Below are 20,203 nucleotides of genomic sequence, written 5' to 3' on the forward strand. Positions count from 1 at the left end.
ATATAATAGGGTTACTGGTTTCACAGAAATAGCATCAAAATAATTTCATACCAGTTTTCTTTTTACGAAAACGTTTTTTAGCGCGATTTACGTTAAGTCAGGTTAAACGACTTGCAACGTTATGCGGTTGTATTAAATGTTTCACTTTTATGACGCTGAATGAATAGTTCACCTGGTTTTTTTAAATTTAAATACTTCCACAGCAATGATGATTAGTAGAGAATGCAGCGTTTCTTATTAAAACGGTTTAAAACAGCTTTTTAATATCCCCCGATTTTATTGCGGGGATTTTTGTATGGATTATACATACCATCATGGGGCCTCTATGAAAAGTAACATGCCCGTTACACAAATTGAGCACACACTTAACGGCAAAGCGACGCTGCTTTCAACGACGGATAAAGAAAGTCATATTACCTACGCCAACTCTGCTTTTATTGATGCCAGTGGATTTGACGAACATCAGTTAATGGGCGAACCGCATAATATTATTCGCCATCCCGACATGCCTCCGGCTGCTTTCGCCGATATGTGGTACACGCTACAGCAGGGAGACAGCTGGACAGGGATGGTGAAAAATCGCCGGCAGAATGGCGACCATTACTGGGTTCGCGCCAACGTTACGCCGGTCTGGCACAATGAAAAGCTCACTGGCTACATCTCGGTGCGTACCGTTCCTTCGCGCGATGAAATAACTCAAAGCGAAAGCTTATATCAAAAAATTAATAATCAGCAGCTTAAAGGATTTCAACTTTTTAAGGGCATTATGATTCGTCGCGGCATATTGTCATGGGCATCAATGTTTAAATGGTTGAGTATTAGTCAGCGCGTCAATTATTCTTTAGGGGTAATCTCCCTGTTCTCTTTGATATTTATCTTCGCCCCTGTCAATCCATTTATTCAGGCGGGTGGATTGTTGTTATTATTTCTAATGCTTGCTATTTACCTTAAGTATCAAATTTGTCAGCCAGTTAATACGCTACTGACGCAAATGAAGAAAGTGGTATCGGGGCGAAAACCTGATAACTGTCATTTAAATCGGGTGGATGAGATCGGAATGCTGATGCGTCTGGTTAATCAATCCGGGCTTAATCTGAATTCTCTGGTCGATGACGTCAGTAAGCAAATAACCGGTATTCGCGCTATCAGTCAGCGGGTATCAAAAGAAGGTACAGCGCTGCATAAGCGTTCAGAAGAAACCTCTGCCGACCTGCAACAAACGGCTGCAGCCATCGAAGAAATTGGCAGTGCGGTACAGCAAACCGCTGAAACCGCGGCACATACTATGACTATGGCCGATAAAACCAGCGCCAACGCAGCAGAAGGTGGCGATATCATGAAACAAACTATCGCCATGATGCAGGCGATATCGCGTGACAATGGACAGATCGTCGACATCATTGGCGTTATCGACAGCATCGCCTTTCAGACCAATATTCTGGCGCTCAATGCCGCGGTTGAGGCCGCACGAGCCGGGGAATCAGGGCGCGGCTTCGCCGTTGTCGCGGCAGAAGTTCGCAATCTGGCGCAGCACTCGGCGTCGGCGGCAAAAGAGATTAAACAGCTTATTGAGAAGAATGTCGCTAACGTTAACAGCGGCGTCAAAATGGTGGAGCAAACGGAAACGCATCTCACCGGGATGATTGGCGATGTAATGCAGATGTCGATGATGATCAAAGACATTAGTCTGGCCACGCGCGAGCAAACCCAGGCGCTGGATCTGATTAACGATTCGATTTCACGCGTTGGCGCCATGACACACAATAATGCCGAGATGGTGGAGCGCGTTACCGATGCTACCGCCGATCTGACCCAGCGTTCATCGCGCTTACAGCAGGCCGTTCAGGTCTTTGGCGTATCAGCATAACGTTGTAGCGCTTATCGGGTAAATGTCTCGATAAGCGCACGCCTCTCCATGTATTAATACCCTTCTCTTTTATTGGCTGAATCGAGGCCACACCGCACCAGCTGTGGCTGCATAAAAATGCTGAATTCTTGTTATCGGGGCTTTGCGGAACCGATCAATTGAATGTAGGATGCTCGGCCGGCCGTTTTACTCCGTAACACCATGAAGGGTAAGGCTGTTTTCGCCGCAACTGGTGCGGCAAAAAGGATTTTGTATTTTTGTCAGGTCAACAGGAATCGTAATGAACACAAACAACACGCAAGCCGCGGAGCAACATGCGGCGAAACGACGCTGGTTGAATGCCCACGAAGAGGGGTATCACAAAGCGATGGGCAATCGACAGGTACAAATGATCGCCATTGGCGGCGCAATTGGTACTGGGCTGTTTTTAGGCGCTGGCGCACGCTTGCAGATGGCCGGCCCCGCTCTGGCGCTGGTCTATCTGGTGTGTGGTATTTTTTCGTTCTTTATACTGCGCGCGCTCGGCGAGCTGGTTTTACATCGCCCTTCCAGCGGCAGTTTTGTCTCCTACGCCCGCGAGTTTCTCGGCGAAAAGGCCGCCTACGTGGCGGGCTGGATGTACTTCATCAACTGGGCAATGACCGGTATTGTCGATATCACCGCGGTGGCGTTGTATATGCACTACTGGGGCGCCTTTGGTGATGTACCGCAATGGGTGTTCGCTCTCGGCGCGCTGGCCATTGTCGGCACCATGAACATGATCGGCGTGAAATGGTTCGCAGAGATGGAGTTTTGGTTTGCGTTGGTGAAAGTGCTGGCAATTGTCATTTTCCTTGTAGTGGGTACCGTCTTTTTAGGCACCGGAAAACCGCTGGACGGTAACGCCACGGGTTTTCATCTGATTACCGACAACGGCGGATTCTTCCCGCATGGCCTGCTGCCTGCGTTAGTTCTGGTACAGGGTGTGGTTTTCGCATTCGCCTCTATTGAACTGGTGGGTACAGCCGCCGGTGAGTGCAAAGATCCGCAAACGATGGTGCCGAAAGCGATCAATAGCGTCATCTGGCGTATTGGTCTGTTCTATGTGGGTTCTGTCGTACTGCTGGTTCTGTTATTACCATGGAACGCCTATCAGGCGGGGCAAAGTCCGTTTGTTACTTTCTTTTCCAAACTGGGCGTGCCGTACATTGGCAGTATCATGAATATTGTGGTGCTCACCGCGGCGCTTTCCAGCCTTAATTCAGGGTTGTACTGCACCGGACGTATTTTACGTTCCATGTCGATGGGCGGATCGGCGCCGAAATTTATGGCTAAAATGAGTCGTCAACAGGTGCCCTGGGCTGGGATCCTCGCCACGCTGGTCGTGTATGTCGTCGGTGTTTTCCTGAACTATCTGGTGCCGTCGCAGGTATTTGAGATCGTGTTGAACTTCGCGTCATTAGGCATTATTGCGTCGTGGGGATTTATCATGATCTGTCAGATGCGTCTGCGCCGGGCCATAAAAGAAGGCAAAACGGCAGACGTCAGCTTTAAACTGCCGGGCGCGCCATTTACCTCCTGGTTAACGCTGCTGTTCCTGCTGAGCGTTCTGGTGCTGATGGCGTTTGATTATCCGAACGGCACCTATACCATCGCCTCATTACCGCTGATTGCTATCCTGCTGGTTGCGGGCTGGTTCGGCGTTCGTAAACGCGTTGCAGAAATCCACCGCACCGCGCCATAACGGCAGAAGGCCTGACAGGTTACCCCTTCAGGCCTTCTTTTTTAGTTCGCTTCAATCAACTGCGCAACGTCGTTGCTGTTAATTTCCCGCGCATTCCCATCCTGATCGGTATAGCTGGTCATTCCCGTGTCTTTATCCAGTTTTGGCTTACCCTGGGTGGTGATGGTTTGTCCGCTTTTCGTCGTCATGACGTAATCGGTGGTGCATCCTGCCAGGGTAAACAGCATTACGCCTGCACACAGACAGATAAGTGGCTTTTTCATGGTATTCCTGCGTTATTCAGTTAGCCGTTGAGGGCGTAGTGTAAGTCCCTGAAGTGGGTCAGGCTACTGGCGGGGTGTAACGAGGCGTATCGTGGGGTTTAGAGAAATGACAGGAGGGGTTTCCCCCTCCATTTATATTACAGCGCAATACGAATAACATCGTCCGGCTGAGTGGCTTCCTGCTCGCGAGTGGATTTTTGTTTCACGCTGACGTACAGGGTTTTACCATCGGCGGAGAGCGCCAGGCTGTTCGGGAATGTTGGGGTCTCGAACGTTTTAACGACTTTATAGCTTTTTGCGTCGATTACGCTCACTTTGCCGGCCTGACGATGGGTCACGTAGGCTTCATTACGTGCCGGGTTAAACAGCACGGCCAGGGATTCCGGCGCAGCGACTTTTGCCAGAACGTTGCCATTACGGGTGTCGATGACCAGCACTTCCGCCGCTTTAGAGTCGGTGACAAAGGCGCGGTTGCCCGCGGTGTCCAGGCTCAGGTTGATGAAGAAATGCTCTTTTCCATCATCCAGCAGCTTTTTACGGCTGAGAATTTTGTTGGTGGTAGTATCGACGGTGATGAATTCACCGTCTGCATTGGCGGTGTACAGGCGCTTAGCTTTACTGTCGACAGCCAGAGCGGTGCTCATTTTGCCGGTATTTTGAATGGTGTCCTTCAGTTTAATAGCATCACCGTCCACCACCCAAATCACGCTCTCTTTACCAATACCGCTAATGTATACGGTGTTGGTAGCATCATCGGCGACCAGTTCACGCGGCTGCAGCGGGCGAACATCTTCAGAACGCTTACGCGCATCAAGTACCAGGCGTCCTTTCACCGCCCCGGTTTTGGCATCCATCGCCGTTACCGCGCTGTTAACCGTGTTGCCGAACCACAGCGTTTGCGTGGCGTTGTTGATGGTGGCGCCAAACGGTTTGAGATCGTTATGAATAACCTGAGTCACTTCGAGGGTGACAGGGTCAAGACGATAAACCACCCCGCCGGTATCCAGTTTGCGGCTCTGTGAGGTCGCCAGCCACAGTGCGTTCTCTTGCTGGCTGTATGCCATTTCATAGGCACCTTTGCCCACGGCTTTGCGCAGCAGTTCTTCTGCAGCCTGCGTAGTAAAAGATGATGCAACGAGCAGTGAACCTAACAGTAAAGAACCACGCAGACGCGGTGAAAACAGATGACGTAAAGACATGACGACTCCCTTTGATAAATTCGTTTGTTACTGCTTCACATAGCTTCAATGAGCAAAATCATGGTTTTGCTTTTTTAGGAATGAGAATAGTAATCATTATTCATCGCAAAGTGGAGCACTTCTTCACATATTGACTACAATCGTTTTCATTGCCCGAAAAATTACCGCAATTACGCAGCGCTAAAATTCATCTTTTATAAAAAAATTCACATGCTTACCGTTCGTTTTTCAACGTAAGCATCATAACTGGCCTTATTCATGACGATTTTTTCAGCCCGCTATACTGTTGTTCCTGTTTCTTTATTGCCTGCCTTCTTCTCGCCTTTTGCCCTGGCAGAAAGTGAGATAAACGATCAAACGCTGATCGTGAGTGCGACGCCACAGTCCTTTTCTGAGCTGGATACTCCTGCTGCCGTCAGCGTTGTTGACGGGGAGGATATGCGTCTGGCAACGCCGCGCATTAACTTGTCTGAATCCCTGACCAGCGTCCCGGGGCTACAGGTACAAAACCGACAGAATTACGCCCAGGACCTCCAGCTATCGATTCGTGGATTTGGTTCGCGAACCACTTATGGTATCCGCGGTATTCGTTTGTACGTCGATGGTATTCCAGCAACCATGCCGGATGGACAGGGTCAAACATCCAATATCGACATTAGCAGCGTACAAAACATTGAGGTTTTACGCGGCCCCTTCTCTGCTCTGTATGGCAATGCGTCCGGCGGAGTGATGAATGTCAGTACTGAAACGGGACATGAGCCGCCAACCATTGAAGCCAGTAGTTATTACGGCAGTTTTGGCACCTGGCGCTACGGGTTAAAAGCAACGGGAGCTCTGGGCGATGGTACTCAGCAAGGCGATGTGGATTACACCGTTTCAACAACCCGGTTTACCACCCACGGTTATCGCGATCACAGTAGCGCGCAAAAAAATCTGGCCAATGCCAAACTTGGCGTGCGCATAGACGATGCGAGCAAACTGACTCTGATTTTCAATAGTGTAGACAGTAAAGCCGACGATCCCGGCGGTCTTACCGAGTCGGAATGGCAGGTCGATCCGCAGCAATCGCCCCGCGCTGAGCAATTCGATACGCGAAAAACCATCAAGCAGACCCAGGCGGGATTGCGCTATGAACGCCAGCTTAGCGCGCAGGATGATATCAGCATCATGACCTATGCGGGGGAACGTGAAACCACTCAGTATCAGTCTATCCCGATGGCTCCACAGTTAAAACCGTCTCATGCGGGAGGCGTCATTACCCTGCAACGTCATTATCAGGGGATAGACAACCGCTGGACTCATCGGGGTGAGCTGGGCATACCCGTGACTTTCACCACTGGTCTGAATTATGAAAACATGAGCGAAAACCGTAAAGGCTACAATAACTTCCGTCTTGATGATGGCGTGCCGGAGTATGGGCAAAAAGGCGACTTACGCCGTAACGAACGCAACCTGATGTGGAATGTCGACCCCTATCTGCAAACCCAGTGGCAATTAACGCAGAAACTCTCACTGGATGCCGGCGTTCGTTACAGTTCAGTGTGGTTTGATTCTAACGATCGCTATATTACGCCCGGTAACGGAGATGACAGCGGTGACGCCAGCTATCACCAATGGTTGCCTGCCGGATCGTTAAAATATGCCATCACCGATGCCTGGAACGTCTATTTGGCCGCGGGTCGCGGGTTCGAAACACCCACCATCAACGAACTGTCCTACCGTTCCGACGGCCAAAGCGGCATGAATTTTGGTTTACAGCCGTCCACAAGTGACACCGTTGAAATCGGTAGCAAAACACGTGTTGGCGATGGATTGTTTACCGCGGCCTTGTTCCAGACTAACACGGACGACGAAATCGTCGTTGACAGCAGCAACGGCGGACGGACAACGTATAAAAACGCCGGAAAAACTCGCCGTCAGGGAGGCGAGTTATCCTGGGACCAACGCTTTGCCGCAAACTGGCGCGCAAAAGCGTCATGGACCTGGCTGGATGCCACCTACCGCAGCAACGTTTGTGGGGATCAAAACTGCAATGGCAACCGACTGCCCGGCATAGCGCAAAACATGGGATTTGCGTCACTGGGCTACGTTCCTGATGAAGGTTGGTATGCGGGAGCAGATGTTCGTTATATGGGCGACATTATGGCCAATGATGAAAATACGGCGAAAGCCCCGTCATATACCGTTGTTGGCTTGAATACCGGTTATAAATTTTATTACAGCAGTCTCATGGTAGACCTGTTCGGTCGGGTAGATAATCTGTTCGATAAAACTTATGTCGGCTCGGTGATTGTGAATGAGTCAAATGGCAGATACTACGAACCGGCGCCAGGACGAAACTATGGCGTAGGTATTAATCTGGCCTGGCATTTTGAGTAAAACTGGCGGGAATGACTCCCGCCATCAGTTTTTACGCATCATCGGCAAGACGAATAACCACCTTGCCGAAGTTTTTACCGGTCAGCAAACCGATAAAAGTCTGCGGTGCATTTTCCAGACCGTCGGTGATTTGCTCGCGGTAATGGATTTTGCCCTCTTTAACCCAGCGCCCCATCTCCCGCTGAAACTCATGAATGCGGTGACCGTAATCCTGACCAATAATAAAGCCCTGCATGCGGATACGCTTTTTCAGTAGCGTTGCCATCAGCAAAGGTAATCTGTCAGGTCCTGCCGGAAGCGATGTGGCGTTATAACCGCTGACCAGTCCGCAAAGCGGAATGCGCGCAGAGGTGTTGAGTAACGGCAGGACTGCGTCAAATACCTTACCGCCAACGTTTTCGTAATAAATATCAATCCCCTGCGGGCAGGCTTTTGCCAGCTGTTGCGCAAAATCTTGCGCGTGGTGATCGAGACAGATATCAAAACCCAGTACTTCGGTGGCATGTCGACATTTCTCTGCCCCGCCAGCAACGCCGATCACCCGGCAGCCTTTGAGCTTACCAATCTGCCCTACCGTTGCGCCAACCGGGCCGGTCGCGGCGGCTACCACCAGCGTTTCTCCCGCTTTCGGCTGACCGATATCCAGCAGCCCCATATAAGCGGTAAAACCGGGCATCCCCATAACACCCAGCGCCCAGGAAGGATGCTCGGGATTATCGCCAAGCTTCACCAGGCCACTACCGTCGGAGATGTCATAATCCTGCCAGCCGCTGTAGCTCAGCACCCACTCGCCAGGCTGGTAGTCAGGATGGTTGGATGACACCACTCGACTTACGGTGCCGCCAACCATAACGCCGCCAATCTCTACCGGTGGGGAGTAAGATGGCTCATCGCTCATACGGCCACGCATGTACGGATCGAGGGAAAGAAAAACGGTACGCAGTAAAACCTGGCCTTCACCCGGCGTTGCCACCTCATCTTCTTCAAGACGGAAGTTTTCCGCAACCGGCGCGCCATGCGGGCGGGAAGCCAGTACCCAGCGACGATTACGATTAGTCTGTTGACCCATGATGTGCTCCTCTGCTTTTGGCATGAATCCATCAATAGTAGCAGCCTGTGCCTGTCATTTAGCTGACGGCATGATTTAACCGCACAACCAGGTAAACGCAGGGTTGCGCGGTTTTATTGATAAATCGACAGTCATTCGGCGGGCCAAGTTCCAGACAATCGCCCGCCTGCATTTCATGACGTACGTCTCCTTCTACAAAGACGAGTTCTCCCTGTTGTAGCCAGATAAGCTGTCTGGCCTGCACGTAGGAAGAGGCTGGCATTGGGATATCGCTACCGGCAGGCAATTCTATCTGCACCAGATCGATAGGCAGATCGCTGCGCGGTGAAACATGGCGGCGCAGATAGTGGCTTTGCGGGTCGTGCCAGACGGGCTGGTCAGCGAAGCGCAGCAGCTTGCCCTCCTGCATTTCGGCCCGCGCAATCAGCATAGACATGCTGATACCAAAGGCTCCGGAGAGCCTGCCCAGCAGCGTGGCCGTTGGGCTGCTCTCACCGCGCTCTATTTTGTGGATCATCGCCCGCGACACCCCTGCTCGCTCGGCAAGTTCCGTCAGTGACCAGCCGCGAGATTCCCGCTCAATGCGAATTCTTGCTCCGATCCGTTGATTTATGCTGTCTTCAATAGTATTCATATTGTAATACTATAGTGAACAATCCCTGAGGTTCAACATGTCAATTCGATTTGCCAGCAAAGAAGACTGTGCCGCCATTGCAGAAATCTACAACCACGCGGTACTGCATACGGCGGCTATCTGGAACGATCAAACCGTCGATGCCGAAAACCGTATCTCCTGGTATGAAGCCCGCCAGTTGATGGGCTATCCGGTGCTGGTGAGTGAAGACCGTGGCGTGGTCACGGGGTACGCCTCCTTTGGCGACTGGAGAAACTTTGATGGATTCCGTCATACTGTTGAACATTCGGTATACGTACATCCGGATCATCAGGGAAAGGGCCTGGGACAAGCGCTGCTCAGCAGACTGATAGCAGAAGCGCGCGAGTGCGGCAAGCACGTGATGGTGGCGGGCATTGAGTCTCAGAATCAGGCGTCGCTACATCTGCACAGCACGCTGGGTTTTAAAATTACCGCGCAAATGCCGCAGGTTGGCACCAAATTTGGTCGCTGGCTGGATCTGACCTTCATGCAATTACAATTAGACGATCGCCGCGATCCGGATGCCAGCAGATGAACCAGACGCTGACCCTCTCCTTTCTGATTGCCGCAGGTATTGGTCTGGTGGTGCAAAATACCTTGATGGTACGCATTACGCAGACATCCTCGACGATCCTCATCGCCATGTTGCTTAACTCGCTGGTCGGGATCGTGCTGTTTGTCAGCATACTGTGGTTTAAGCAAGGTGCGGCGGGATTTGGTGAGCTGGCTTCCAGCGTACGCTGGTGGACGCTAATCCCCGGATTACTGGGATCGTTCTTTGTTTTTGCCAGTATCAGTGGGTACCAAAATGTGGGGGCTGCGACCACTATCGCGGTGCTGGTGGCCAGCCAGTTAATCGGCGGACTGGTGCTGGATATTCTGCGCAGCCACGGCGTGCCGCTGCGAGCGCTGGTGGGTCCGGTCTGCGGCGCGGTGCTGCTGGTCGTCGGGGCCTGGCTGGTGGCGAGACGCTCATTTTAATTACGCTTATCCGGCCTACGAAACGTGCATGCAGGCCGGATAAGAGGCAACAAAAAGTCAGAGAATAGAGCCGCCTTTGGTCAACTGTTCGCGACGGGATTCCATATCCTCTTTATGCTGACGGCCATGATGTGCGATCGCCGTACGCAAACGCTGTTGCTGGGTATAGCGTTCTTCCCGGCTCAGCGCGGCATCATCGCTGAGTTCAATCAGCAATTCGTTCATATGCGTAATGACGCTCTCTTCAATGGCGGCATCAACACGTGCGCTAACCTCATCCAGATGCGACATAACCTCTCCTTAACTCATTAATTTAATTTTGCTTTTGAAAAATCACTGCCCATCAGGCTGACGCTGTATCCGCTAACGTTGCTGCGCGTAGCGTAGAACGTTTTGCCGTTTGCCAATGCAATCCACGGAGCCTGCTGGTAAAAAATCTCTTGCGACTGCTGGTAAAGCGCGGCGCGTTCCTCTGGTTTGCTTACCAGTTTCGCCTTTTGCACCAGCGAATTATACTCTTTATCGCACCAGCGCGCGGCGTTAGATCCGGTTTTAATGCTGTCGCAGCCCAGCAGTACATCGGCGAAGTTATCCGGATCGCCGTTGTCTGACATCCAGCCGAACAGCGCGGTGTCATGCTCACCTTTGCGCATTCCGGAGAGATATTCGCCCCACTCGTACGACACAATTTTCGCCTTCACGCCAACCTTTGCCCAGTCGCTCTGGATCATCTCAGCAATTCGTCGGGAGTTCGGGTTATATGGGCGCTGAACCGGCATTGACCACAGCGTCGCTTCAAAGCCATTTTCCAGCCCAGCCTGCTTCAGCAGGTCTTTCGCTTTTTGCGGGTCGTAAGCGTAATCCTGCAGATCTTTATTAAAGCCCATCATATTCGGTGGAATCGGCGATTTTGCCACCGTACCGGAACCTAAAAAGACAGCGTTAATAATGGCCTTTTTATCGGTCGCGTAGTTTAGCGCCTGACGTACCAGCACGTTATCAAACGGTTTTTTCTCGGTATTAAACGCCAGATACCCGACGTTTAGCGCTTCAACTGAATGCAGCGTCAAATCTTTATTCTTTTTAATCTCGTCAAATTGTACGGGGGCTGGCGCCGGGATTATCTGGCATTCATTGGTTTGCAGTTTTGCCAATCTGGTCTGAACGTTTGGCGTGATGGAGAAGATCAGGTGCTTCGTTGGGACAGCGCCATCCCAGTAGTTCGGGTTGGCGAGATAGCGGATTTGCGAATCCTGCTTGTACTGCTGCAACACGTATGGCCCGGTGCCAATCGGCCAGTTATCGACATTTTCCGGGGTACCTTTTTTCAACATCGCGTCGGCATACTCGGCAGAGAGGATGGAGGCAAAATCCATTCCCCAGTCGGCAAGAAATGCGGCATTAGGTTCATTGAGGACAAACTGAACGTGATAGTCATCGACCCTCTTAACTTCTTTAATCAGTTTATCCAGACCGACATCGTTAAAGTATTCGTAGCTTCCCTGAGAAACCTTGTGATACGGATGATCGGCATCTTTCTGCCGTAATACCGAGAAAATCACGTCATCAGCGTTGAAGTCGCGGGTCGGTTTAAAGAATTTATTACTGTTAAATTTTACGCCCTGACGCAGGGTAAAAGTGTAGGTTTTACCGTCCGGGGAAATCGTCCAGTCCGTTGCCAGAGAGGGTACTGGCGTATTTTTTACCGGGTCGAAGTTGATGAGTCGGTTGTAGAGCACTTGTGAACTGGCCACAAACGATGGACCGGAACTGGCAATTTGCGGGTTAAAAGATTCCGGCGATGCTTCTGAGCAGTAGATGATGGTGTCAGTATTGGCCGCGAACGCTGCGCCTGACGGTAAGACGGCGCTGAGAGCCAGCGCGAGTAACGTTTTCCTTGCAATCATGGTTATAAGCCTTCTTATTTTATTATTAACTGGAATATCAGAGCATAGCTGACAAAAACTGACCAATAACAAATCACTATCAGGTTATTCTAATCTGGTGTATTTCGCTGAATAATTCATCAGCCTGAGCGAATTAATTTCCCTTAAGTCTTTTTCAAAACGTCAAGATTTTTCCCGGCACTCTATGCCATGAAAATTCGCCCCTTTTTGCCTCTCTTCCACCGTTTGCTCGTTTTTATAAAACGTAAAGTAGATACGTGAAGAAGTCTAAGGGGTAACAACGTGGCAAAAACTCTCTTGCGCAGCGGCAATTTGGATGACTATCAGGCCGTGGGCGGCGGCGGTCAGGCCGTGTTTGATTCAGCATTGCAAATTCGTGAAACGCTTCGTCTGCGCAAACAGCAGGCGATGGTGGATTGTCTGGCGATCCCACAAATTAACGACAGCGGCGATCGGGTGGACTGGTACTCGCCGGTTGAAGGGAAAGCCGTTGCGTGGAAAGCCGCTGATGAAGAGGCACGTTTTCGTGCGCTGCGCTATCTGGGGAGCACGCTGGAAAATGCGGCGGCCCTGAGCCGTAAAAGCCTGCAATCGGGTAAAACCTCCCTGCAGCTATTTGGCTCACTGCTCGAAAAAGCCATCCAGTTTCCTGGTGAAAACCACGTGTTTCTGGTTGATGGCAAACCCGTTATTACGTTCTGGGGCTTCGTCAATCTGAATGAAAATCCTCGCGACGATGTGCTTGATTGCCTGCGCCTTATTGACAATCCTCCGGTCATCACCGTAACAGAGCCTGAACTGGAAGAAGAAACCACCGCGGAAATCACCTTCGCCGAGGCCGACGCGCCTTTGCTGACCCCGGTCGTTGAGCTGCCTAAACCGGCAGAGCCTGAACCTCAACCCCCGGTCGTTGTTAACGAACCTGAAGTTACACCGCCCCCGGTACAGAAAAAGCCCGCACGCCGCCTGCCGCTGTGGAGCCTGCCCGTTGCCGCAGTGATCGTTGCCGCCATTATTGGACCACTGCTGTGGAAGCAACAAACCGCCGAGCCCGTACCCGTAGTGCCTCACGGCGAGGTTGCGAAAGCTGATGTGGCGCCGCTGCCAGAACTGACATCGGCACTGCCGCTGCATCGGGCTGAAGTGATCCCGGCTGCGAAAAAAGAGAAACCCGTCGAAGGGCCGGTTGTGATCGCTGCTATTCCAAAAGATGCGCTGGTGATGGACGCCAACCAGATGAAGGCTGGAACGACGCGTTTTCTTAACGGCAACTGGCGCGTCATAGTCGATGTTAAAGATCCGGTCAGCGGTAAAGCGCCGTCGCTGCGCTATCAGATCCAGACCAATAAAGGCACTGCGCGCGTGGTTCATGGCGACAATATCGTTTGTCGCGCCGAGATTTTCTCCGGTTTGCACCAGTCAGGTGAATTAATGATTAAGAGTCGCGGCAATGCCCGTTGTACGGACGGTTCTCGTTATCCGATGCCTGAAATTACCTGCAAAGCGGGAACCAATGACGTCGCCGCCTGTACCGCACGATATGACGCTCACGCGGAAATCCCTCTGACGATCAAAAAGATAGGTGCCTGATTTTATGTTGGTGAATCTGTGTGACTACAAACAGAGCGTGACGCTCATCGCCAATAGCGGTGTGCAATTTCTGGATTTTGGCCTGACGCCGCAGGAGTCTGCGCATCATGGCCGCTTTGTGCGCAAAACGGCCAACGGCCCCCTGCTACGGCTGGACTTCGATCTGACAACGGGACGCTATACCCTGCCAGGCAGCACCGGCGGTCAGCCCGAAGTCGTAAAGCCGGAAAGCACCCAAATGCTGCATTATTCCCTGGACGTGCTCGACGGCGTCTGGCTGCCGCTGCCGTTCCTGCGTTTTAACCCGCCGCGAACGTTTGTTGAAGGCCCGGATAACTGGGCGCGCGTACAGGTACGAAAACTGGCGCAACCTGACAGCGCGGGCAACACTCACCGCGTTACCGTGGCGCTGGACAGCCAGCTCACTGAAAATGCCCCTGCGGCATTAACCCCCAACGAAAATGACCTGCTAAACGGTACACGGTTTGCGCTAGCCTGGCATGACAACGAAATTGCTGATTTCCTCGACCAGACCTGGATTGACGGCTGGTTGCGCGAATCCTTTATGCATCATGTCACTCAACATGAGAATCGCTCTGAACAAGAGATCCAGCAGGCGCTGCGTAACTTTGAATACCAGGCGCACTGGTTGAATGTTCTGACCCTGTTAGGCGAGCAGCTTTCTGTCCCGGAAGTGAAACTGGTCACCCATACCCTCAGCACGCCCGCCATTCCGGTCGATCTTATCCTGGATATCGGTAATACCCATACCTGTGGCGTCCTGATTGAAGATCACGGCGATGCCAATGACGGACTACGCCAGACCGCTGAATTGCAGGTGCGTTCCTTAAGCGAGCCACAGTTCCTTAACGATCCGCTGTTTACCAGCCGGCTGGAGTTTTCCGAAGCCCGTTTTGGCAAGCAGCACTTTTCCGTTGAGAGCGGTCGCGATGATGCCTTTATCTGGCCGTCGATTGTTCGCGTTGGCGACGAAGCCCGAAAGCTGGCGATGCAGCGCATGGGCACCGAAGGCAGCAGTGGGATCTCCAGCCCGCGCCGTTATCTGTGGGATGAAACGCCGGTACTGCATGACTGGCGCTTTAGCCAGATGAATGGCAAAACCCAGCGCGAACCGCTGGCTACCGCCTTCCCGCTGATGAACCTGATGAACGATGACGGTCAACCGCTGTTCAGTCTGCCGCAGGACGATCGTCTGCCGGTGTTCTCACCGCAATACAGTCGCAGCACGCTGATGACGCATATGCTGTGCGAAATACTGGCCCAGGCGCTGGGGCAAATCAACAGCGTGGCGACGCGTTTGCGCCTCGGATTCCCGGCGTCTCCTCGTCAGTTGCGGACGCTGATCCTGACTCTGCCGTCGGCGATGCCCAAACAGGAGCGCGAGATTTTCCGCCTGCGCATGTTTGAGGCTATTGCGCTGGTCTGGAAAGCGATGGGCTGGCATCCGCAGGATGAAGATTTTACGACCCGTAAGCAGCAGGAAAAGAGCGTGGTTCCCGTCCCTGAGATTCAGATGGAATGGGATGAGGCCAGCTGTGGGCAACTGGTGTGGCTGTATAACGAAGCTATCTCTCACTACGATGGTCACACCGAATCATTCTTTAACGCCCTGGCCCGCCCGGACCGTTTGCCGGAGCCTGGTGAGACTAAAGGCCGAGCGTTGCGCGTGGCATCGATCGACATCGGCGGCGGGACAACGGATATGGCCGTCGTCCATTATCAGCTTGATGACGGCGTTGGCGCGAACGTCAAAATTACCCCGCATCTGCTGTTCCGTGAAGGTTTTAAGGTCGCGGGCGACGACATGCTGCTGGACGTGATTCAGCGCTGCGTGTTGCCAGCGCTGCAAACCCGCTTACAACAGGCTGGCGTGACCGATGCCTCCGCATTGTTGGGCACGCTATTTGGCGATTCCGGGCGTATCGACACCCAGGCGATTCTGCGTCAACAAACAGCATTACAGCTCTTTATGCCGCTCGGTCATGCGGTACTCTCAGCCTGGGAACAAAGCGATATTAACGATCCGGTAGCCGGGCTGCATGCCACCTTTGGCGAACTCCTGAGCCAGCAACCCACGCGCAACGTAATGAATTACATCCAGCAAGCCATCGATCATGCGTTGCCAGCAGGATCGCCAGCGTTTGATGTCCTGAGTGTACCGCTACAGGTGCAGTTCAGACAGTTACAAGAGGCGTTACTGGCGGGGCAATTTACCCTGACCTCTCCGCTACACGCGGTCTGCGAGGCCATTTCACACTATCGCTGCGATATTTTATTAGTAACAGGCAGACCCGCCTGTTTACCGGGCGTACAGGCGTTGATCCGCCATCTGCAGCCCGTTCCGGTTAATCGTATGATCTGGATGGATAACTACCGCGTACATGAGTGGTATCCGTTTAGCCAACAGGGGCGGATTGGTAACCCCAAATCCACCGCGGCAGTCGGTGCTATGTTGTGCAGCCTGGCGCTGGATTTGCGCTTGCCGCGCTTTAACTTTAAAGCTGCCGACATCGGCGCTTACTCAACCGTACGTTATCTCGGCGTGCTGGATAATACGGTCAATACCCTGCGCGATGAGAACATCTGGTATCACGATATCGATCTGGATAAACCCGGCGCGAAGTTGGATGCCCGCCTGCATTTCCCATTACGTGGCAACGTGACGTTAGGTTTCCGCCAACTGGCAAACAGCCGCTGGCCTGCCACGCCGCTGTATACGCTCAGCATAAATTCTGCCGAACTGGCAAAAACCATCGCCGGAGATGGCGTGTTGAATGTACGGCTGCAGCTACGCGGCGGTAGCAAAGAAAACGGCCCGGAATACTTCGTGCTGAGCGATGCCTGGTTACAGGATGGCACCCCCGTTGCCGCCAATGCCTTAACGTTAAAACTGAATACGCTGGCAGACCGTCGCCATAGCGGTAGCCATTACTGGATTGATAGCGGGAGCGTGTACCTGAAATGAGTAAGATGTTAGACACCGCGCAGGCCGCCATCACATGGGTCGCTGATACCCGTCAACGTTCGGCGCGTCTTGATGATGAAGCAGATGCCCTTCTGGCGCAGCTCACCCTCGCCGCCGTGAATGAAGCTGCGTTGAAGACGACCTTTTCATCGCAAGGATGCGTTGGGTTATACGGGCATTCGCAATCGGCAAAAGCACACCTGCTCGCGGCGTTGTGCAGCAATGCCAATGGCAAAGTGAATATCGTTATCCCGGATCGCAGTTTTGATTATTTTTCGCATATTAATCCTGGCCATGCGCCAACCAATATGGCGATCCGCTTTACGCGTGATGAAAATCCGCTCGATAGTGAATGGCCGTTGCGTCTGCGATTACTCAGTGAAGCCGAACTGGTACAGCTTTTTATTACCCAGTTTTGCGCCCTCCCGGACAACCGCCAGGTTGAGAAATCGATTATTGAGGCGCGCCTGGAAAAATGGCAGACGCTGCGTCAGCGTCATCCGGTACCGGGAATTACCGCACACGATGTTGCGGCAATTGGCCGTTTCTGGCGCTCCAGCGTGCCAGCCAACCAGCAGCAAATCGACGATGCGCTTTGGCATCAGTTTGCCACACTGCTGCCGGCACTGGATCTGACGACCCGGGCAAACGCCTGGGCGTTACTGTGGGGAGAACAACCAGAGCTCACGCAGCAGTGGCTGGCGCTGGCGCATACGCTGCAACAAACCGGGAACGCGCAGGAACTGGCGGCTCCGTTGAGCCTGCTGGTTGACCATTTTGGTTTACCTGCCGAGAGTTTCCTGACTCAGGTGGCATTGACTGGCAATGAGGCGCAGAGCGATGTGGTGGTTCATCCCATTGAAAACCATCAGTTGCTCAATGCGGTCAGTCTCTCCCAGGCGTCACTGGCGCTGCTGACGCGCGAACTGGTCCTGACGGTTGAAGACGCCGTACTGGAGAATGTCGATCTGCTCGATATCCCCCTCGCCCCGGATGCGCATTCCCATCCGCTGTGGCAGGCCAAATTAGGCTGGATGCTGGAATATTATCGCCAGCATCTGCAACCGGATGTGCTCTTAATCTGTAATGCGGTATCGACCCGTTCCCAGACTCCTGCTATCACCCGCAAGCTACTGGGCTGGGTTAACGATACTCAGCCTGTCCATGATGCCGCATTACCGGGCGTGGTTTGGGCCATTACCCCGCAGGATGCACGCTTTAGCACCCAGCAAAATCTTGATGAGTCCGTGCAGCAATTAATGGGCAAACCCGGACTACATTGGGGCACGCTGCAGGCGCTGGATAAACATAGCTTACAACGCCTTGTCGAATGGCTGACTCAGGCAACTTCGCCACAGCAGCGTCAGGCCAGATTGACCTCCCTGCGTGAGCAGCACCAGCAGCGCGTACGCGAAACCCTGATCGGCTGGATTAATCCCGTTGAGACCGAATCTGGAGGCAATGAGTGGGTGATCCGCCAGCTACAAGCTCAGGCGGCAAAGCATGGTGAACTCCTGGATGGTTTGCTCCCGCCGATGCGTCTCTTTGAGTCGCTGCTGCGGGTTCAGCAGCCACGCGAGGAACAGGTAAGCGGGTTATTTAATGAGGAGATTGACCTGTTTGCCGAGGTGCGTGACACACCGCTCTCACCGGATAGCAAAGAGAGCGGTTATCAGGCGCACAAAATGTGGGTTAATCACGTGCGCCAGTGGTGTCGCGATGAGAATAATGCCCGTCGTTTACGTCTCGAACCGCGCACGCTAAGGCAGGTCGCCGATATCCTCGTCACCGCCAGCTATCGCCTGGAGATGCCGCAACGCTTACAGCGCATTATGCAGCGAGAAAACGTCTGCGCCGCGCAGCTTCACGCCGATATTGGTGATTTTATTACCTGGCTTGGATTTGCCAATGTCGCCGAAGAACAGCGTCCTGCCAGCAGGATCCAAAAAGGATCGGCTATTTTTAGCGCGCCGAAGCAACAGCCGATGTTACGCCTGACGAAGCTGGATGAACAACCTTCGCACGGCGCAAGCCGGTACGTTTACGACTGGCTGGTCGCGTTGTATACCCGCGCCAATGAAAACGTAGGATATCAGCATCCGCAGGATGTCAGCGAAGCCGATAAAAAACGATTAGATGCCCTGTTTTCCTCCTGAAACGGCGTTAACGCCGTCATCAGAAGAGAGAAAACATTAACGCGACGGGAAAACTCATCGGCCAGGTCGCCCCGACTAATACCGCGCTGAGAAAACGAATTCGCTTTTTATCGCGTGAAAGAAACCAGGTGATGATTGCCGTGATAGCGGCCATCACCGCGTAAAAAACCAACATTTTTTGGTACAGAGACATGTAAGGCGTCCGGGCCGAAAGGTAAAATCGCGCGCAATATGCTCTTTTTCATGACCCACATCAAGTTTTATTAATTATTTTAAGGGAAACAGCGGGAAAACAAGCCGTTTTCATTATGTTCAGAATCCGTACTATTGCGGATAGTTATAACCCGTACTATACCCATAGGGGTTATAACGAAAGGTGGCACAAATGAATGTTTCCAGTAAAACTGTGGTGCTGATAAATATATTTGCTGCTGTAGGACTTTTCAGTCTGATTTCCGCAAGGTTCGGCTGGTTTGCTTGATGTGATTCTTGTTGATTAATTGCAGCGTCCGCTGGCAGAGGGGGTCTTCTCTCTGCCATTAGTGCACGATCTTCCCACTCTCCCGCCGCCGGGTAAATTATCCTTAGTATGTAATGTCCCTAATCCTTCTGCGGCATTATATTGCCCGAATAACGGCTCGGCGTTGTGCCGGTATGTTGATGGAAGAACGCGATAAAAGCGCTGTCGCTGACAAACTCCAGATATTGCGCCACCTGGCTAATAGGGCATCCATCCGCCAGCATCTCCATGGCTTTTAGCAACCTGAATTGCTGCCGCCAGTTTTGATAATTCATCCCGGTATCCCGGGTAAATATTCGACCGATTGTTCTCTCACATGCCCCAACCCGTCGGGACAATTGATTCAGTCGCGGTGGGAGTTCGCCCATACGTAATCCCTCTAGCCACACGTTCAACCGCGGATCTGAGGGAAACTGCAACGTCCAGTTTTCACTGCGGGCAGCGCGTATTTCCTCACAAAAAACGGTGATGAGGCTGGCCTGCTGCGCGGCTGGCATATCCCATGGCCAGAAAGCCATACGTTCTATCACTTCAAAAAAGAGAGGGTTAACCTCGACTATCTGCAGCGGTAACTCAGATAATGGCAATGCGGTTGAAAAGTACAAAGAACGATAAGCCATCCCCCCTCGCATTATGGCGCGATGTACCGTCCCGGCCGGGATCCAAACCGCACGCCGTGGCGGTAACAGACACAGAGCCTGCTCCAGCTCGATCGTAATGCTCCCCGCAGCCGAAAAAAGTAGCTGATGACGAAGGTGGCTGTGCCGTCCTGAATCATGTAGCCCCATATCGGCGGCTATACCGATTACCGGTTTGTCAAAGCTATCCGCATCGAAAGCATCATCAGGCGCAATTTTCATTATCTGTCCGATATTTGATATTTAATGTCCTGATAATGGTAATGAGAC

Annotated in this window: 17 protein-coding genes; 9 read left to right on the plus strand and 8 right to left on the minus strand. The window is 52.5% G+C overall.

Annotated features, from left to right (window positions below; all coding sequences use genetic code 11):
* Positions 1-325 precede the first annotated feature (325 nt).
* Together WHR59_RS12360 and ansP are read left to right on the plus strand one after the other, a co-directional pair.
* Positions 326-1,867, plus strand: coding sequence for a methyl-accepting chemotaxis protein (locus WHR59_RS12360; protein ID WP_213732501.1), 1,542 nt, complete (start codon positions 326-328; stop codon positions 1,865-1,867).
* Positions 1,868-2,147: 280 nt separating this feature from the next.
* The gene (gene ansP / locus WHR59_RS12365) at positions 2,148-3,590 is read left to right on the plus strand and encodes an L-asparagine permease (RefSeq protein ID WP_047411154.1); all 1,443 of its coding nucleotides are present in this window, start codon (positions 2,148-2,150) and stop codon (positions 3,588-3,590) included.
* 41 nt (positions 3,591-3,631) lie between these two features.
* Here ansP and WHR59_RS12370 read toward each other — a convergent pair whose 3' ends face one another.
* Both WHR59_RS12370 and WHR59_RS12375 read right to left on the minus strand, forming a co-directional pair.
* Positions 3,632-3,853 carry a YgdI/YgdR family lipoprotein gene (locus WHR59_RS12370; protein ID WP_043016274.1) on the minus strand — a complete coding sequence of 74 codons (222 nt, stop codon included), beginning with the start codon at positions 3,851-3,853 and terminating at the stop codon, positions 3,632-3,634.
* 137 nt (positions 3,854-3,990) lie between these two features.
* Positions 3,991-5,052 (minus strand): YncE family protein, encoded by a 1,062-nt coding sequence (locus tag WHR59_RS12375; protein ID WP_043016273.1) that lies wholly within the window; start codon positions 5,050-5,052, stop codon positions 3,991-3,993.
* A gap of 258 nt (positions 5,053-5,310) precedes the next feature.
* Here WHR59_RS12375 and pqqU point away from each other — a divergent pair, with 258 nt between their 5' ends.
* Entirely contained in the window at positions 5,311-7,431 is a 2,121-nt protein-coding gene (pqqU, locus tag WHR59_RS12380) for a TonB-dependent receptor PqqU (RefSeq protein ID WP_338843080.1), read from the plus strand.
* A 31-nt stretch (positions 7,432-7,462) separates the two neighbouring features.
* Here the strand turns inward: pqqU and WHR59_RS12385 are convergent, their stop codons facing one another.
* Together WHR59_RS12385 and WHR59_RS12390 are read right to left on the minus strand one after the other, a co-directional pair.
* Positions 7,463-8,500 (minus strand): NADP-dependent oxidoreductase, encoded by a 1,038-nt coding sequence (locus WHR59_RS12385; protein WP_043016271.1) that lies wholly within the window; start codon positions 8,498-8,500, stop codon positions 7,463-7,465.
* A gap of 58 nt (positions 8,501-8,558) precedes the next feature.
* Positions 8,559-9,134, minus strand: a complete 576-nt coding sequence (locus WHR59_RS12390) for an XRE family transcriptional regulator (protein ID WP_338843081.1) — start codon at positions 9,132-9,134, stop codon at positions 8,559-8,561.
* Positions 9,135-9,171: 37 nt separating this feature from the next.
* Here WHR59_RS12390 and WHR59_RS12395 point away from each other — a divergent pair, with 37 nt between their 5' ends.
* Positions 9,172-9,690, plus strand: coding sequence for a GNAT family N-acetyltransferase (locus tag WHR59_RS12395; protein ID WP_043016269.1), 519 nt, complete (start codon positions 9,172-9,174; stop codon positions 9,688-9,690).
* On the plus strand, positions 9,687-10,136 hold the full coding sequence (locus WHR59_RS12400) for a DMT family transporter (RefSeq protein WP_043016268.1): 450 nt from the start codon (positions 9,687-9,689) through the stop codon (positions 10,134-10,136). The genes WHR59_RS12395 and WHR59_RS12400 overlap by 4 nt, the downstream gene beginning before the upstream one ends.
* 57 nt (positions 10,137-10,193) lie before the next feature.
* On the opposite strand, the gene WHR59_RS12405 is transcribed toward WHR59_RS12400, so the two are convergent.
* Both WHR59_RS12405 and WHR59_RS12410 read right to left on the minus strand, forming a co-directional pair.
* Positions 10,194-10,427 carry a YdcY family protein gene (locus WHR59_RS12405; protein WP_043016267.1) on the minus strand — a complete coding sequence of 78 codons (234 nt, stop codon included), beginning with the start codon at positions 10,425-10,427 and terminating at the stop codon, positions 10,194-10,196.
* A 17-nt stretch (positions 10,428-10,444) separates the two neighbouring features.
* Positions 10,445-12,043, minus strand: coding sequence for an ABC transporter substrate-binding protein (locus WHR59_RS12410; protein WP_075146196.1), 1,599 nt, complete (start codon positions 12,041-12,043; stop codon positions 10,445-10,447).
* Positions 12,044-12,325: 282 nt separating this feature from the next.
* Between WHR59_RS12410 and WHR59_RS12415 the strand changes: the two genes are divergently transcribed.
* Genes WHR59_RS12415 through WHR59_RS12425 form a run of 3 tightly spaced genes read left to right on the plus strand, consistent with a single transcriptional unit; the run spans position 12,326 to position 18,775 of the window.
* Positions 12,326-13,633 (plus strand): SrfA family protein, encoded by a 1,308-nt coding sequence (locus WHR59_RS12415; protein ID WP_338843083.1) that lies wholly within the window; start codon positions 12,326-12,328, stop codon positions 13,631-13,633.
* Between the two features lie 4 nt (positions 13,634-13,637).
* Complete coding sequence (locus WHR59_RS12420; protein ID WP_338843084.1) at positions 13,638-16,619, plus strand: virulence factor SrfB; 2,982 nt, start codon at positions 13,638-13,640, stop codon at positions 16,617-16,619.
* Complete coding sequence (locus tag WHR59_RS12425) at positions 16,616-18,775, plus strand: virulence factor SrfC family protein (protein WP_338843085.1); 2,160 nt, start codon at positions 16,616-16,618, stop codon at positions 18,773-18,775. The genes WHR59_RS12420 and WHR59_RS12425 overlap by 4 nt, the downstream gene beginning before the upstream one ends.
* A 19-nt stretch (positions 18,776-18,794) precedes the next feature.
* On the opposite strand, the gene WHR59_RS12430 is transcribed toward WHR59_RS12425, so the two are convergent.
* Positions 18,795-18,968: a GhoT/OrtT family toxin gene (locus WHR59_RS12430; protein ID WP_016153148.1), complete on the minus strand. Its 174-nt coding sequence runs from the start codon at positions 18,966-18,968 to the stop codon at positions 18,795-18,797.
* Between the two features lie 192 nt (positions 18,969-19,160).
* On the opposite strand from WHR59_RS12430, the gene yncL reads away from it, so the two are divergent.
* On the plus strand, positions 19,161-19,256 hold the full coding sequence (gene yncL / locus WHR59_RS12435) for a stress response membrane protein YncL (protein WP_071524268.1): 96 nt from the start codon (positions 19,161-19,163) through the stop codon (positions 19,254-19,256).
* Between the two features lie 119 nt (positions 19,257-19,375).
* Here the strand turns inward: yncL and WHR59_RS12440 are convergent, their stop codons facing one another.
* Complete coding sequence (locus tag WHR59_RS12440) at positions 19,376-20,155, minus strand: AraC family transcriptional regulator (protein ID WP_043016263.1); 780 nt, start codon at positions 20,153-20,155, stop codon at positions 19,376-19,378.
* Between the last annotated feature and the right edge of the window lie 48 nt (positions 20,156-20,203).

The sequence above is a fragment of the Citrobacter europaeus genome (assembly GCF_037482245.1).
Classification (GTDB): domain Bacteria; phylum Pseudomonadota; class Gammaproteobacteria; order Enterobacterales; family Enterobacteriaceae; genus Citrobacter; species Citrobacter europaeus.

Bases quoted from the DNA above. Each gene is read 5' to 3' on its own strand.
- WHR59_RS12400 (WP_043016268.1), top strand. From the start codon at position 9,687: ATGAACCAGACGCTGACCCTCTCCTTTCTGATTGCCGCAGGTATTGGT.
- ansP (WP_047411154.1), top strand. From the start codon at position 2,148: ATGAACACAAACAACACGCAAGCCGCGGAGCAACATGCGGCGAAACGA.
- WHR59_RS12390 (WP_338843081.1), bottom strand. From the start codon at position 9,134: ATGAATACTATTGAAGACAGCATAAATCAACGGATCGGAGCAAGAATT.
- WHR59_RS12395 (WP_043016269.1), top strand. From the start codon at position 9,172: ATGTCAATTCGATTTGCCAGCAAAGAAGACTGTGCCGCCATTGCAGAA.
- WHR59_RS12360 (WP_213732501.1), top strand. From the start codon at position 326: ATGAAAAGTAACATGCCCGTTACACAAATTGAGCACACACTTAACGGC.
- WHR59_RS12420 (WP_338843084.1), top strand. From the start codon at position 13,638: ATGTTGGTGAATCTGTGTGACTACAAACAGAGCGTGACGCTCATCGCC.
- WHR59_RS12370 (WP_043016274.1), bottom strand. From the start codon at position 3,853: ATGAAAAAGCCACTTATCTGTCTGTGTGCAGGCGTAATGCTGTTTACC.
- WHR59_RS12425 (WP_338843085.1), top strand. From the start codon at position 16,616: ATGAGTAAGATGTTAGACACCGCGCAGGCCGCCATCACATGGGTCGCT.
- WHR59_RS12385 (WP_043016271.1), bottom strand. From the start codon at position 8,500: ATGGGTCAACAGACTAATCGTAATCGTCGCTGGGTACTGGCTTCCCGC.
- pqqU (WP_338843080.1), top strand. From the start codon at position 5,311: ATGACGATTTTTTCAGCCCGCTATACTGTTGTTCCTGTTTCTTTATTG.
- WHR59_RS12405 (WP_043016267.1), bottom strand. From the start codon at position 10,427: ATGTCGCATCTGGATGAGGTTAGCGCACGTGTTGATGCCGCCATTGAA.
- WHR59_RS12440 (WP_043016263.1), bottom strand. From the start codon at position 20,155: ATGAAAATTGCGCCTGATGATGCTTTCGATGCGGATAGCTTTGACAAA.
- yncL (WP_071524268.1), top strand. From the start codon at position 19,161: ATGAATGTTTCCAGTAAAACTGTGGTGCTGATAAATATATTTGCTGCT.
- WHR59_RS12410 (WP_075146196.1), bottom strand. From the start codon at position 12,043: ATGATTGCAAGGAAAACGTTACTCGCGCTGGCTCTCAGCGCCGTCTTA.
- WHR59_RS12375 (WP_043016273.1), bottom strand. From the start codon at position 5,052: ATGTCTTTACGTCATCTGTTTTCACCGCGTCTGCGTGGTTCTTTACTG.
- WHR59_RS12430 (WP_016153148.1), bottom strand. From the start codon at position 18,968: ATGTCTCTGTACCAAAAAATGTTGGTTTTTTACGCGGTGATGGCCGCT.